The organism is Mucilaginibacter gynuensis, assembly GCF_039541195.1.
GTDB classification, from domain to species: Bacteria; Bacteroidota; Bacteroidia; order Sphingobacteriales; family Sphingobacteriaceae; genus Mucilaginibacter; species Mucilaginibacter gynuensis.
Window position 1 is genome coordinate 11903 of record NZ_BAABFT010000017.1, and the last position, 15163, is coordinate 27065.

13 protein-coding genes are annotated in these 15163 nt (G+C 46.0%); 3 read left to right on the plus strand and 10 right to left on the minus strand.

Translation table 11 applies throughout. The features are described from left to right. Positions 1 to 8: 8 nt before the first annotated feature. The 3 genes from ABD894_RS23015 to fabF all read left to right on the plus strand — a co-directional run bounded on the left by ABD894_RS23015 (position 9) and on the right by fabF (position 4257). On the plus strand, positions 9 to 1730 hold the full coding sequence (locus ABD894_RS23015; protein ID WP_345213440.1) for a protein-disulfide reductase DsbD family protein: 1722 nt from the start codon (positions 9 to 11) through the stop codon (positions 1728 to 1730). Continuing rightward, positions 1727 to 2704 carry a 6-phosphofructokinase gene (gene pfkA / locus ABD894_RS23020; RefSeq protein WP_345213441.1) on the plus strand — a complete coding sequence of 326 codons (978 nt, stop codon included), beginning with the start codon at positions 1727 to 1729 and terminating at the stop codon, positions 2702 to 2704. Before ABD894_RS23015 ends, pfkA begins: the two co-directional genes overlap by 4 nt. 299 nt (positions 2705 to 3003) lie before the next feature. Further along, positions 3004 to 4257, plus strand: a complete 1254-nt coding sequence (gene fabF, locus ABD894_RS23025; RefSeq protein ID WP_345213442.1) for a beta-ketoacyl-ACP synthase II — start codon at positions 3004 to 3006, stop codon at positions 4255 to 4257. A 25-nt stretch (positions 4258 to 4282) separates the two neighbouring features. On the opposite strand, the gene ABD894_RS23030 is transcribed toward fabF, so the two are convergent. The 10 genes from ABD894_RS23030 to ABD894_RS23075 all read right to left on the minus strand — a co-directional run bounded on the left by ABD894_RS23030 (position 4283) and on the right by ABD894_RS23075 (position 15163). Beyond that, positions 4283 to 5038, minus strand: coding sequence for a TlpA family protein disulfide reductase (locus ABD894_RS23030; protein WP_345213443.1), 756 nt, complete (start codon positions 5036 to 5038; stop codon positions 4283 to 4285). A 300-nt stretch (positions 5039 to 5338) separates the two neighbouring features. Then, positions 5339 to 6751: an alpha-L-fucosidase gene (locus ABD894_RS23035; protein WP_345213444.1), complete on the minus strand. Its 1413-nt coding sequence runs from the start codon at positions 6749 to 6751 to the stop codon at positions 5339 to 5341. A 128-nt stretch (positions 6752 to 6879) separates the two neighbouring features. Further along, positions 6880 to 7434, minus strand: a complete 555-nt coding sequence (locus tag ABD894_RS23040; RefSeq protein ID WP_345213445.1) for a sugar O-acetyltransferase — start codon at positions 7432 to 7434, stop codon at positions 6880 to 6882. A gap of 87 nt (positions 7435 to 7521) precedes the next feature. Further along, positions 7522 to 8580 carry an AI-2E family transporter gene (locus ABD894_RS23045; protein WP_345213446.1) on the minus strand — a complete coding sequence of 353 codons (1059 nt, stop codon included), beginning with the start codon at positions 8578 to 8580 and terminating at the stop codon, positions 7522 to 7524. Between the two features lie 208 nt (positions 8581 to 8788). Further along, positions 8789 to 9772: an L-histidine N(alpha)-methyltransferase gene (egtD, locus tag ABD894_RS23050; RefSeq protein ID WP_345213447.1), complete on the minus strand. Its 984-nt coding sequence runs from the start codon at positions 9770 to 9772 to the stop codon at positions 8789 to 8791. 23 nt (positions 9773 to 9795) lie between these two features. Next, the gene (gene egtB, locus ABD894_RS23055; protein WP_345213448.1) at positions 9796 to 10947 is read right to left on the minus strand and encodes an ergothioneine biosynthesis protein EgtB; all 1152 of its coding nucleotides are present in this window, start codon (positions 10945 to 10947) and stop codon (positions 9796 to 9798) included. A gap of 8 nt (positions 10948 to 10955) precedes the next feature. After that, entirely contained in the window at positions 10956 to 12527 is a 1572-nt protein-coding gene (locus tag ABD894_RS23060) for an ABC transporter permease/substrate-binding protein (protein WP_345213449.1), read from the minus strand. After that, positions 12520 to 13485, minus strand: a complete 966-nt coding sequence (locus tag ABD894_RS23065) for an ABC transporter ATP-binding protein (RefSeq protein WP_345213450.1) — start codon at positions 13483 to 13485, stop codon at positions 12520 to 12522. Before ABD894_RS23065 ends, ABD894_RS23060 begins: the two co-directional genes overlap by 8 nt. Positions 13486 to 13493: 8 nt before the next feature. Continuing rightward, positions 13494 to 14879 (minus strand): mercuric reductase, encoded by a 1386-nt coding sequence (locus tag ABD894_RS23070; RefSeq protein WP_345213451.1) that lies wholly within the window; start codon positions 14877 to 14879, stop codon positions 13494 to 13496. A 2-nt stretch (positions 14880 to 14881) separates the two neighbouring features. Then, positions 14882 to 15163 carry a DUF427 domain-containing protein gene (locus ABD894_RS23075; RefSeq protein ID WP_345213452.1) on the minus strand — a complete coding sequence of 94 codons (282 nt, stop codon included), beginning with the start codon at positions 15161 to 15163 and terminating at the stop codon, positions 14882 to 14884.

Consider the following 15163-nt stretch of genomic DNA (forward strand, 5'->3'; position numbering starts at 1 on the left):
TAAGCATCATGATCTTTTTAAAGAACCTTAAACGATTTTCGTTTCTTCTGTTTGTATTCGCCCTGTTATTAACGGCAGGCACTCCTGCTAAGGCGCAAACAGATACCACCTCATCGGCAGATATTGAATTTACCGATATTCCATCGGCGGCAGATAGTATAGCCGCAGCGAAAAAGGCCCGTGAAGCAAAAAAGGCCATCGCAAAACCGGCTACTGAAGTTAAAGCAACAACTGTAGCAAAACCGGCAGCGCCATCACAATCGTTATGGACGCTGTTCATTACCGGTTTTATACAAGGTTTGCTGGCAGTTACCATGCCATGTATCTATCCATTACTGCCTTTAACGGTTAGCTTTTTTACTAAAAAGGCAGGCTCAAGGCAAAAGGGGATACTGCACTCTATTATTTATGGTATATCTATCATTGTAATATATGTGCTTTTAGGCTTCGCCGTTACGCTGGCCTTTGGTCCGGGCGCGCTGAACGCGCTGGCCACAAACGGTATATTTAATTTACTGTTCTTTATATTACTGGTGGTTTTCGGGGTGTCGTTTTTGGGCGCTTTCGAAATTACGCTGCCAAGCTCGCTGGCCAATAAGCTGGATGCCAATTCGGATAAAGGCGGCCTTGCCGGAATCTTCTTTATGGCAGCCACATTGGTGGTTGTATCATTCTCATGTACCGGCCCGCTCATCGGCAATATGCTGGTATTGGCCGCTACAAACGGCGAAAGACTTGCTCCTGCTGTGGGCATGTTTGGCTTTTCATTAGCATTGGCATTACCATTTACTTTATTCGCGTTGTTCCCGTCGGCATTAAAGAGCCTGCCAAAATCGGGCGGATGGCTGAACAGCATTAAAGTAGTATTGGGCTTTTTAGAGATAGCGCTGGCGCTTAAATTTTTATCGAACGTTGATTTAGCCTACCACTGGAACTGGTTTAACCGCGATATTTACCTGGCGTTGTGGATAGCGATCTTCTTCCTGATGGGATTATACCTTATAGGTAAGATCAAATTCTCGCACGATAGCGATCTGCAATTCGTATCGGTACCACGCATCTTTTTGGCGGTTATCGTTTTCGCCTTTGTAATTTACCTGGTACCCGGCTTATGGGGCGCACCGCTGAAACCACTGAGCGCTTTATTGCCGCCACCAGCCACGCAGGATTTTTACCTTTCAGAAAACGGAGGCGGATCAGCAGCTCCTGCTTTGGCGCAATCATCTGTTAAAGAAAAAAAATACGCCGAAATATTTAGCCGTGCCAAGGTAAAAGGACTTGATGCCTGGTACGATTATGAGCAGGCTTTGCAGGTTTCTAAAGAGCTGCACAAGCCCATAATGATTGATTTTACCGGTTGGAACTGTGTGAATTGCCGCCAAATGGAGAACGATGTGTGGGAAGACCCGCAGGTGTTTAAACGCATACGTGATGATTACGTGTTGTTACAGCTATATACTGACGATAAAACAGAATTAAAACCCGAAGAGCAATATACTTCGGCCTTTAGTGGCAAAAAAATTACTAATTTAGGCGCCAAATGGCAGGATATGCAGGCCGAGCGTTTTAACGCTAATGCACAGCCATTTTATGTGCTGCTTGATAGCGATGGTAATTTAATGACTGACCCTAATAACAAAACCATCGAACCATCAGGCGCGAACTTTAATATTAGCAGTTATTTAAAATTTTTGGACAGCGGAATAGCTGCCTACAAGAATAAAAAATGAGCCAAATCAAAAACATAGGAGTATATACTTCCGGAGGTGACTCGCCGGGCATGAATGCTGCCATCAGGGCAGTGGTACGTACAGCATTGTATCATGATATACAAGTAACAGGCATTCGCCGCGGTTACGAAGGCATGATCAACGGCGAATACGAGCCAATGAACCGTAAATCTGTTTCAAACATTATACAACGCGGCGGCACCATACTAAAATCGGCCCGCAGCGATGAATTCAGAACTCCTGAAGGCCGTAAACTTGCCTATTTCCAGTTAAAAAAGAATAAGGTAGATGCCCTTGTTGCCATTGGCGGCGAAGGCACTTTTACCGGCGCTAAATTACTGGGTGAGGAATATGATATTCCTATCATCGGCCTACCCGGCACTATTGATAACGATTTGGTGGGTACCGATTTTACTATTGGTTATGATACCGCCATTAATACCGTTATCAACGCGGTTGATAAAATTCGCGATACGGCAGAATCACACGACCGTTTATTTATTGTTGAGGTGATGGGCCGAGATTCGGGATTGATCGCCTTGCGTTCGGGTATTGCATCGGGTGCCGAAGCGGTATTGATACCGGAGAGTACCGGTGACTTGAACGCTTTGTTCCACCGTTTAGAGCATGGCCGTAAAGATAAATCATCGCGCATTGTAATAGTTGCCGAAGGCGACCAGGAAGGCGGCGCTTTTGAAGTTGGCCGCTTAGTGAAAGAAAAATTCCCTAATTACGATACCCGCGTATCAATACTGGGCCACATACAACGCGGCGGCAGGCCAACCTGTATGGACCGCGTACTGGCAAGCCGTGTAGGTTATGCCGCAGTGGAAGCCCTTAAAGATGGCCACCGTGCCGAAATGATAGGTGTAATACACGGCGAAATTTCATACACCCCGTTTGAGCAAGCCATTAAAAAGAACTTACAACTAAACAGCAACATGCTGAAGATAGTTGAGATACTGTCTTTATAATAACATTATTTAGCAATAAAAAAAGCCCTTTCTGATGTGCAGAAAGGGCTTTTTTATTGCGCAATCTCTGTTAATTCTTTTAATATATGAGGCATTCATTATGTTATATAGCCACAAGCTATTATTGCCTCTTCAAGACATATCAATTTAAATAGAGCACGATTTTTCAAAGCTGTAAATCAATAGTTTATCATTAAACAGTAAACATAGTTACACTTAAATATACCATAAGGTATTTTGTTATTACCTTTGCCCACCCAAAAACTCCGCGCGATAGCGGAGGGATTAATTTACAGTATATGCTTAACAGAGTTGTTGTAACAGGCATAGGCGCGTTAACGCCTATTGGTAACGAGGTAAAAACCTTTTGGCAAAATGTTGTGGCCGGCAAAAGCGGCGCGGCACGCATCACCCACTTTGATCCTACATTGTTTAAAACGCAGTTTGCCTGCGAACTGAAGGATTATAACCCGGCCACCTATCTTGACAGTAACGATCTTAAACGTACCGATCCCTTTACGCAGTACGCGCTCATCGCGTCGGACGAGGCGATCAAGGATTCGGGCTTCGAGTTCAGCAAAATGGATCCGTTTGACGTTGGTGTAATATGGGGTTCGGCACAAGGCGGCATGGAAACCTTCGAAGAGCAGGTAACCGGCTATGCGCAGGGCGATGGCAACCCAAGGTTCAGCCCTTTCTTTGTACCTAAGCTGCTTACCAATATGGCTTCGGGGATGATATCGCTGCGTAATGGCTATATGGGCGTTAATTACACCGCGGTTTCGGCATGCGCTACTTCAAATACAGCTATTATGGATGCTTTTAACTATATCCGTTTAGGTAAAGCGAAAGTGATTATTACCGGTGGTTCTGAAGCACCTATTACTCCGGCATCTATAGGTGGGTTTAGTTCGATGAAAGCCATGTCGACCCTGAATAATGATCCGGAAGGGGCATCTCGTCCGTTTGATGTGAGCCGCGATGGTTTTGTAATGGGCGAAGGCGCGGCAGCATTGGTATTGGAAGATCGCGAACATGCCATTAAACGCGGCGCGCATATCTATGCCGAAGTACGCGGCGCATCCATGACGGCCGATGCCTACCACATGACCTCAACCCACCCCGAAGGACTTGGCGCTACCAGGGCCATGCAACTGGCCTTGAATGAAGCCGGTATAAGTATTGCCGACCTGGATTACCTGAACATGCACGCCACTTCAACCCCCATTGGCGATCTTTCAGAAACCAAAGCGGTATTGAACCTTACTAAGGGCGAAAAACATAAATTACAGATCAGCGCTACCAAATCAATGACCGGTCACCTGTTGGGTTCAGCGGGCGCTATTGAGGCCGTTATTTCGTTATTATCGATACGCGACAAGGTGATTCCGCCAACCATTAATACACAAGAGCTTGATCCGGCAGTACCGGACAGCCTGAACATTGTACTTGGCGAAACCATTGATTTCCCGGTGAACTACGCCATGAGCAATACCTTTGGCTTTGGCGGCCATAACGGTACCGTTCTATTTGCTGATCACGAGGCTAAATAAATTTTGAGTATACCTGCTGTAGGGGCTACTGCGTTAGCGCGGCCCTTACAGCAGTACCTACCAACTGCATGGTTATTGGCGAACTGCCTATAATGCCCAGTCGGGTAATGCCTGCTTTATCTACCACCACATATGCCGGAAAGCCTTCGGGTTTGTAAGCATTGGTTATATCCCTTGCCCCGCTGATCAATTTGGCATATAACACAGGCTTCTCTTTTAATTTTGCCGCGGCAATATCTTCATTATCGGTGGTGATAGCCAGTATGGTAATATCTTCGGGATTATGTACCTGCTTAAGTATTTTGTTGATACTTGCGAAATCCTCTGTACAAGGCGGACAGTTGGCATACCAAAACAGCAAAAGCAGCACCTTTCCATTTAATTGATTTACAGGCACAATTGATTCGAGCGGTTTCGTATCAAATGGCGAACCCTCCTTTAAACCCGGGCTTTTACTGGTAATTGATTCGCGGATCATGTTGAACATTTTATTTTGCTCATCTACTGATAGCTTTTTTATGTGCATTACCGGCTTATCAGTTTGCGGGCCTTCAAAGCTCATGGTGTACTGGCCCGAATTAAGCAGTTTGGTATATTGGTAATAACGCAGTGCCTTGCCTTGCTCATCGTATGCCACTAAATTGGTATCTAAACGCCCCGCTTTAGTACTGATCATCGTTGTTGTTATAGTTGTGCTGCCATCGGCATTTTGAACAGTATCCTGGCCATACGCAATGGCAGACAAAACAAGAAAACAGGCGATTATAAAAAGTTTCTTCATGGTTTACGATAGGTTTAACGGTGAAGCAATTTATAAAATATAGATGGAAAGGAGATGGTCTTTTATGAAATTTAACAGTTTGAAATTAACCGCTGAGTTAGCTGAGGTTAACGCTGAGTTTTTGGAGTTCTTCTTGCAAAACTCAAAGAGATCTCTGTGTACTCTGTGGTAAAAAAATAAATCTCCCCGCCCTCTGCGATAACCTCAGCTAACTCAGCGGTTAACCCCTCTTCAAAAAACCAAAACAAAAAAGCCCTTAGCAATTAAGCTAAAGGCTCCGTTTAAAAGTGTATCCAAAAATTATCTTCTTTCGTCAAATACCTGGAATTCGGCTATCGATACCTGATGCTCGGAGGCATCAACCAGTATGCGTACTTTGCTGCCCCATACCCGGTTAAAGCGGTGCAGTTTCATGCGCGATTTGTTTTCGCCACTGTAAAGTGGTTTCCAGGCAATACCATCCCAATATTCTAAACGGTATTTGCTGATGTTAGATTGCTCTTCAAAAACCACGATAGTGTTAAATGGCTTGTCCTTTTTAAAGTCGATCTCGTACCATGGCGCTTTAACACCCGGACTTGATTGCCATGAAGAGTGGAAATTATCATCGTTAGCAAAATCGTAAATAGCCGAATCATCACTCCAGCTGCCATTGGCAGGTGCACGCAGCGCGATGTTGCTCGAAATTATCGGCGCTTCAAGTGGAGAAAGTTTGGTTGTTGGGCCGGTGTTCTTCCACAGTTTGCCTACTTCTTTCAGGCTGGCTAAAGCGTTGTCGTCAATTAAACCATCGCGGTTTGGCGCAACGTTCAATATGAAGTTACAGCTTGCATCGTTCAACGGGATAATGTTCTCGTTAACAATTTTAGCGGCCTCACGAACCGGGGTGGTAGGGAAATCTGTTTTCCAGAACCATGCGCTGTTGATAGGCAAACAAGCCAGTGCAGGCATGCGTTTGCTATCTTTTGATAAACGCTGACCAGCACCCATTTCGTAGGTTTTAATATCGGTATAGTATAAACCTTCGGCAGGGTATTTGGCGCCGTTAAGGTCCATCAGCAAGCAATCTGGCTGTAATGATTTTACCAGGTTGTAGATATCCTCAAAAGGCACATCGTCATAAGAAATACGCGACCATGGCGCATCCCATCCGTCAATGATCAGGGCCTCTATCTTGCCGTATTTGGTAAGCAGCTCGGTAAGCTGGGTTTTGATCATCTCAATATGTTTGTGCTCAATTTGGTTAGGGCGCAGTTTGTGGTGCGTATCCAATATCGAATAATACAGCATCACCTTTAAGCCATTAGCACGAAAAGCATCGGTAAATTGCTTTACCACATCCTTTTTGTACGGACTGTTCATCACGTTATAATCGGTGCTTTTGGTATCCCATATACAAAAACCGCTGTGGTGTTTGGTGGTAAGGCAACCATAGGTCATGTTGGCAGATTTTGCCGCTTTTGCCCATTGGTCGGCGTTAAGCTTTTTAGGGTTGAACATTTCCGGCGAAGCTTCCGGATCAGGCCAGTCGGCATTGTTGTAAGTTGGCATGTTAAAGTGAATGAACATACCGAACCTAAGATCTACAAATTGCTGCTGTAGCTGGTTCAATTTTTCGTTATTGATAGGCAGTCCGTTTTGGGCGGCCACAATAGCGGGCAGGCTTGTTATCAACAATAACAAGAAAGTGATTTTGCGCTTGATGGTTTGCATTATGAGGTTTTTAACAAAAGTCAAATAAAACGTTTTTCCGAGGCACTGCGTTTAGCGTTTTTGACAAAACGTTAAGTTATTTTGGCATGCCTTGTATATTCAATGCAAAAAACAATGTTAAAATAATATTACAGGTGCTTTATCACCCTGCAAGGGTTACCCGCGGCAACCACATTGGCCGGTATATCTTTTGTAACTACGCTGCCCGCGCCAATGGTAGTATTTTCGCCAATGGTTACGCCGGGGCAAACAATTACACCACCGCCCAGCCAGGCATTGTTGCCAATGGTGATAGGCGCGGCCAGCTCGGGTCCCTTAATACGTTCGGATGCTATAATGGGGTGGTAGGCGGCATACAGTTGCACATTGGGCGCTAAAAACACATTGTCGCCAAGGGTGATCTTAGCGCAATCGAGCATGATGCAGTTGAAGTTGACAAACACGTTCTCCCCGAAATAGATATTCTCGCCGTAATCGCAGTAAAATGGCGACTGAATATCTACGTTGTTGCCAAAGCCGCCAAGCAACTTTCGCAGGATGGCTTTCTTCTCGTCGGCATTTTCATAAGGCAGCGCGTTATACGCTACAAAAAGCTTACGCGCGGCTGAACGACGCGCTATCAGATCGGGATCGCCGGCATTGTATAGCTCGCCGGCAAGCATTTTTTCGAGTTCGGTAGGCATGGGTTGATGTATTTATACAAATATCAACTTTGCAAGGTTAGTTCCGCTATGCTTCGCAGATTAAAATCGCCCTAAATAACAAGCCTTTTACTCCGAAGTAATGATCACTTCCTTTTGTTTTTTAACATAAAGCTCATCTACCAAAACAATAATTATAGCCAGCATAGGCGTTGCCAGCAGGATACCCAACACCCCCGACAGCGTACCCATTAATACCTGGCTGATGATGGTAAGCGCGGGCGGCAGGTCGATCATGCGTTTTTGTACCATAGGGGTAATGATATTGCTTTCGAGTATTTGTATCAGGATATACATGGCCGCAATGGTAATGGCCATATTAGGGCTAATGGTAAAGCCAAGCAACACGGCGGGTACCATGGCAATCAGCGGACCAAAATTGGGTATAAAGTTAAGCAGGCCCGCCATCAGCGCCAGCGTAAGTGCCATAGGAATGCTGAGGGCGGTAAGGCCGCTAACGGTTAGTATGGCGATGAGCAGCATAGCCAGCATCATGCCCTTAAGCCAGCCCTTCAACACTAAACTGATACGGTCTATAACCACCTTGGCATCGTGCTTGCCGCTTGGCGGGATCAATTTGATGATACCATCCTTGTACATCGACGGACTAACGGTAAAGAAGATACCCAGGAAAAGGATAATATACAGATCGCCCAATACGCCAAAACTGGTGCTGAAAAAGCTTTGCGCGGTGGTCATTAAACTGGTGGTATCATATTTGGATACGCTTTTAAGCACCTTCGCACCCAACTCGGTTTGTTGTAGTTGGCCTTGGGCTTTACTCACAATCCTTGGGAAATCATCGCTAAGGGCGGCTACCTGTGCCTGTATCTTGTTGCCCATAAACCAAAACAAAAAGCCCACAATAGCAAACGTACCCACTACTGATATGATCATGCATATCGAGCGGCGCATAAAAGTTCTGCGTTGTATGGCATCGCCCAGGCCATGAAAAAACACTGCTATAAGCGAACCGGCCAGCACCATCAGCAATACGTTAAAGGCAACCCGCAGTATTAATATAATGCTTACCGCAAGTGCTACTATACCTATTACTATCCAAATTTTATGCGAAAATGAAAGTTGTTCGTCTGTTTTACCGGTCGGTCTGCCTGTGTTTAATGCCATACTCCTTTTGTGTTTATTACATCAATAAAATTGCAGGTTAATTGTTTGTTAAATAATGATGATTACATGTAAATAGTATGTTTACAGGTGCTTGAAACGCAAAAAGCTAACCTTTGGTAATACCCATTTAGTAGATGGGTTAAAATGCAAAAAGCTTTGACAACTTTTAAAAGTTGTCAAAGCTGATGATCTTCTATAGTATAAAGAATTACTCTGCTATCAAAACAGAATCGGTAAACCAGCCCCGGTCATCGTATAAATGATCAAGGGTTTTAAAACCGGCCGCATCGGCCATTTGGTCTATTTCGTTTACGGTGTACTTTTGGGAGATTTCCATGTAAATGTACTCGTCCTTTTCAAAGCTGATGTTTTCGCCATTAACGCATACCTGTTGTTGGGTAAGGCTGATGAGGTAGCTTTTGCACGAACCAGTCTCCGGGTCGTAACTGCAATAATGGTCAAAGCTGTCCACATTAAAATCGGCATGCAGCTCGCGGTTGATACGGGTAAGCAGGTTAAGGTTGAACTGCTTGGTGATACCCTCTTTATCGTCATAAGCGGCACGGATGGTTTTCGGGTCTTTTTTCAGATCGACACCCATCACCAGCATATCACCTGCCGAAATATGTTTGCGGATCTCGTTGCAAAACTCCTGCGCGTCGCTCACCGGCATATTGCCAATGTTGGAGCCCAAAAACAGCACCACCTTGCGCCTGTTAGATATTGCCGACGCCTTTTTCAGCATATCAAAATACTCGCCGTTAAGGCCGGTTATTTTTAGGCCGGGTAGGCTCACCGGCAAGGTAGCATCAAGGTATGATATTACATGGTCGGATATATCTATGGGCAGGTAAGTAAAATCAGCCCCCTCATCCATCAGCTGTTTTAGCAGGTGGATGGATTTGGTGGCATCGCCCGCGCCAAGCTCTATCAGGTCGAATGGTTCGCCGCCTTTGCGTATCGCGGCCGCCAACTGCTTGGTTTGCCGCGTGAAGATCTCCATCTCGCAATCCGTAAGGTAATACTCCGGACTGTTCATAATGTCCTGGAACAGCTTATCGCCGTTCTCGTCGTAAAAATACTTTGATTGCAACTGCTTGGGGCGCAATTGCAAACCGCTGATCACATCGCGGTAAAACTGCTTGTTTTCAACTGCAATATTTTTACACTGGTGGTTTTGTGTTAATATCATAGTGGTAGGTGGTTTTGTATGTTTTATTTTGCCAGCCTTATGCCCGTATACTGCCAGCGCAAATGGGTTTGAAAAAAGTTGCGGTAAGTGGCCCGGCTATGCCCCGGCGATGTTACCTCTGATGCGCCCCGCAATACCTTTTGGTTTACCATGAACTTGCCGTTATATTCGCCAATAGCACCCGGCGCCTTAGCGAAACCAGGGTAGGGCAGGTATGAACTTTCGGTCCACTCCCAACGGCTGCCCCAATTGAATTTGGCGGAGGCGGCTTCCCATTCAAACTCTGTAGGCAGGCGGCATTGTTTCCAATCGGCATAAGCGTAGGCTTCAAAGTAACTGATGTGGTTTACAGGGGCTTTTAAATCCAAAGGCTCTAAGCCGTTCAGGGTATAATGGTGCCAGTTGCCATCAATGAGGTACCAGTACATCGGCGCTTCAACCTTGTGGGTGTTTACCCAGGCCCAACCCTCGGCATGCCAGTGGCGAAAATCCTGGTATCCGCCCGCGTTAATAAACTCCAGATACTCGCCATTAGTAACCAGTGCCGGGCTTATTTGGTAAGCGTTGAGGTATACCTTGTGTCGGTTCAGCTCGTTATCAAAACTAAACCCTTCGCCCTCAAAACCTATTTCATAAATGCCTTCATCCATATTAATAAAAGCAGATGAAGTATGCTCATGAACATGCGGTGCCTCGTGGTCTTTTTTATAGGCCGGGAACAGCGGGTTATGCCCTAAAATGTATTTAATGTCGGTAAACAGCAGTTCCTGGTGTTGCTCTTCGTGGTTAAAGCCAAGCTGCATCAGCTCTTCAATTTCGGCAGGTAGCTCGCCGCGTAAAAAGTGATACATGGCATCGTCCACATACTTGCGGTAGCTGTAAATATCGATAACCGTGGGGCGGCTTAAATTACCCCTGTCTGTACGGATAACGCGGTTACCAACAGTTTCGTAATAACTGTTAAAAACGTAGTTATAATTCGGGTCGAACTCCTGGTAAGCGGCAAAGTAGGGCTTTAATATAAAGGTTTCAAAAAACCAGGTGGTGTGCCCCAAATGCCATTTAGGCGGACTCACATCTTCTACCGGCTGCACTACATAATCTTCCGTTTGCAGCGGACTACAGATCCACTCGGTACGTGCCCTAACTTTTTGGTAACAGTCTACTAAGTCCATCAAAAATTTTAATTTCTGTCAAGATATTTTTTCAGATCAGATATTGTCTTAACACGCAATTCGGTAGCTTGTTTTTGCCGCATCATTAAAGCGTAAGCGTTGTTAAAACCAATAGGGGTAAGCCATTTTATTTGGTAACGCTTTTCAAACTCGGTTTTTACGTATTGGTAGGTTTTGTCTTTATCTACAGTTAACTCGCTCACCTTTTTAGGTGATGCCTGTATTATGGCCAGCAAGCCGGTGCCGGTATATTCGGGGTAAAGATCAATTTGCTTATTGGTAAGCGCGTCGAAACAAATTTTGGTGCCGCCCAGGCCTGTTTTAGTGGCCACATCGTAATTGGTATTGCCCTTTATCAGCATGGTGTACATGTTGGCTAAAATGTACTGCTCGCCAAATATTTTTGAGCCTATGCGTACTATTCCGTCGTGCCCGTTGCGTGGTGCTTTGTACAGGTTTTTTGATTCCAGGAAATCTTTTGCCACCTGCTCGGGGCTTTGGTGCAGGTAGTCGGTACGGTAATTCAGCTCGCGCATAATAGAATCGGTAATTATGCCCGCCAGTATATTTAAGGTATGTTCCAGCTCAGGGAACTGGTTCAACGCGCTCTCGTTAACTATGGGAGCGGCATAATATGGCGGAAAGATGTGCTTATCATCATCCAGCGTAACCAGATCGTAAGCCTTGAGGCGACCATCGGTAGAGTAGCCGCTGATCACGTCCAATTCTTTTTCATACGCGGCTTTGTACATCACCGCGTCGCTGATCACTATGGTACGAACCTTCAAGCCGTATTTACTGCGGAGGCCCAAATTGCCGTCCTGTCTTCCCATAAACTCCGGGGTAAAACCGGCGGTAAACTTGCCCCCATAAGCAGAAGGGATAAAGTAAAACGAAGCCAGTAACAACATCAAAACAGGTAATACCGATGTGCCGGTGCGGATCTTCTTAAAGTTTAACTTTTGCACCCTCGACAGCAGGAAATCGAAAATTATAGCAAGTAAGGCAGCCGGTATGGCACCTGCCAGAATCATGTTGGTATTGTTAAGGGAGATACCCCCGAAAATGAACTCGCCCAAACCACCGGCGGCTATATAAGAAGCCAGCGTAGCCACGCCTACATTGATCACCGTAGCGGTACGGATACCTGCCAGTATCACGGGCATAGCCAGAGGAAGTTCTACCTTTTTCAGTATTTGCCATTTACTCATGCCCATGGCCAAAGCGGCCTCTTTTACAATAACATCAACCCCGCTGATGCCGGTATAAGTGTTACGGATGATAGGCAGCAAAGCGTATAAAAACAGCGCGACAATGGCAGGCTTAGGGCCAATACCCAATAGCGGAATCATAAAGCCAAGCAATGCTATACTCGGAATGGTTTGCAAAATACCCGCGATGCCCAATACAGAGCCCGAAAGCTTACGTTTGCGGGCGATAAGGATACCCAGCGGCACACCGATGATTACGGCGATAAACAACGATATAAAAGTAAGGCCGATATGCTCCAGCGTTTGCGAGAGTAGCTTATCGGCTTGCTGGCTCATGAAGCCCAGCAGGGATTGTTGCTGTTCATCCATGGCTTTTATGTTGTTTATATTGATAAAATGCCGTCATCAGTTGATCAAAGCTTACGGTTTTAATTTCTTTGCTTTGCTGGTTCAATATGTTAAGGTTTTCTGCGGATGCGAACCTGAAGCTTTCCAGCGCGGTCCACAAACCTTCATCTGCCGATATTTGTGAGGTGTTACTTTTGCGTTCAATTGTAGGTAGCTGATCCCATACATCGGTAAGCTTAATAGTTTTAAACTCCAGTTGCAGGCGTTGCTCCTTCAAAAAATCAATGATGAAACTATTGGCAGGCTTAAACAACAATTCGGCAGGGCTACCCGATTGGATGATGCGGCCTTTATCCATAATACAAATACGGTCGCCCAGTTCAAAAGCCTCCTGCACATCATGCGTTACCATGATGATGGTTTTCTTTTTCAGTTCATCCAGCGCGTTAAACTCCTTATGGATGCTCGCCCGTGTAACATTATCCAGCGCCCCGAAAGGTTCGTCCATCAATAAAACCGGTGGGTCGGCGATCAGTGCCCTTGCCAGGCCAATGCGTTGCTGCTGTCCTCCGCTTAGCTCACCGGGATAGGCATGTAGTTGGTCTTGGCTGAGATGGAGTTTTTCTAATAGTTCCTGTGTTCGCTGCGTTATGCGTGCCTTATCCCACTTTAACAGTTGTGGTACAATGGCAATATTTTCGGCCACGGTATAATGCGGAAACAAGCCGTTGTTTTGGAGCACGTAACCGATGCTTCGCCTTAGCTCTTCGGCCGGTTGATTGAGGATGTTTTTCCCGTTAATAAATACGGTGCCGCTGGTTGGCTCGATAAGCCGGTTGATCATTTTGAGGGTAGTGGTTTTGCCGCAGCCGCTGGTGCCCAGCAGTACCATGGTTTCGCCCTCGTTCACCTCGAACGAGATCTCATCCACCGCCTTTATCCCCCCGAAATGTTTGCTCAGCTTGTCGGCTTTTATCATACGCGCGTTTATTTTTCTAAGGTCATGAACAGGTTATTTAACGATTCGGAATAGGTAGGGTGCGCGAAAACACAATAACGGATCCTGTCGTAAGTGATGCCGCCCTGCATAGCCATTTGCAGCACGGTAACAACCTCGCCGCCTTCGGTACCCAGCACGGCCGCGCCTAATATTTGCTTGGTATCGGCATCTACAATGGCCTTCATCATGCCGCGGGTATCGCCTACCTCAATAGCCCTGGCCACATGCTCCATAGGCAAAGTGGCCACTTTATAATTGAGCCCCTGCTTTTTCGCCTCGGCCTCGCTGATGCCTATACGCCCCAGCTGCGGATCGGTGAACATGCAGTAGGGTACAGGCCTGTCGTGCGCGTTAAAATCTTCGCCGTCAATCAGGTTGCGGTATACTATGGTATAATCGTTATAAGCGATATGTGTAAACGCCGGACCGCCTTTTATATCGCCCAAGGCATAAATGCCGGGTACATTGGTTTCCAGCTTATCGTTTACTTTTATAAAGCCCTTATCATCGGTGGCTACACCTGTTTTATCCAGCGCTAAAGCTTCCGTTTGCGGGATGCGCCCGGCAGCTACCAGCACATGCGAGCAGCTGATCTTTATTTCTTTGTCGCCATGTTTAATGGTGGCGGATATTTTGCCATCGGCAGCTTTTTCAAACAGCGAGGCGTTAGCCTCGGTAAGGATGTCAATTTGCTCCGCTTTCAGGATCTTGCTTACCGAACCGGCAATATCTTCGTCCTCGCGCGGCAACAGGCGTTCCGATCTTTCCAATATCGTTACCTTACTACCGAAGCGGCGAAACATCTGCCCAAACTCCAGGCCGATATAGTTGCCTCCGATAATGAGCAAATGCTCCGGTACTTCTTCCAGATCGAGAATAGTGGTTGACGTAAGATAATCGATGTCCTTTAGTCCGTCAATATCAGGTATGGCCGTTTTATTGCCCACGTTGATAAAGATCCATTCGCCGTTTAATTCTTCCTCGCCGCCGTCGTTCAGTTTTACCAGCAGGGTTTTGTCGCCCGTAAATGTGGCTTCGCCGAAAATCAGATCGAGGTTTTTAGTGGCTTCAACAGCTTTTTGCCCGCCATTGCGCGATTTCAGCACGATAGCATCTTTACGGGCCTTAATCACTTTCATATCTACCGTAAACCCGCTGATGTTTACTCCCAAAGCCGAAGCGTGCGCCGCATCATAAGCGGCCTTAGCCGATGCCACCATGGTTTTTGTGGGGGTACAGCCATCGTTAACGCAGGTGCCGCCTACAAAACGCTTTTCAATAAGTACCGTTCTTTTACCGGCATTGGCCAGCTTTTTGGCTAACGGCACACCAGCCTGCCCCGCACCAATTATTATGGCATCGTAGTTTTTCATAATTATCCGGTTATTTTAACGCCTTTCCAAAAAGCGATGTGGTCTTTTATTTGTGCCGCGGCTTCCTTGGGTTCGGCATAATACCATGCCGCGTCCTGGTTGTGTTTGCCGTTAACGTTAAGCGAATAGTAAGATGCCCGGCCCTTCCAGGGGCAGGTAGTGTAAATGTCGGTTTCTTCGAGGTATTCGCTTTTTACACTCTCTTTAGGGAAATAATGATTGTTGTCAATTACAATTGTGTTATCGCTTTCGGCAATAACCTGGTCGTTCCAAATGGCTTTCAT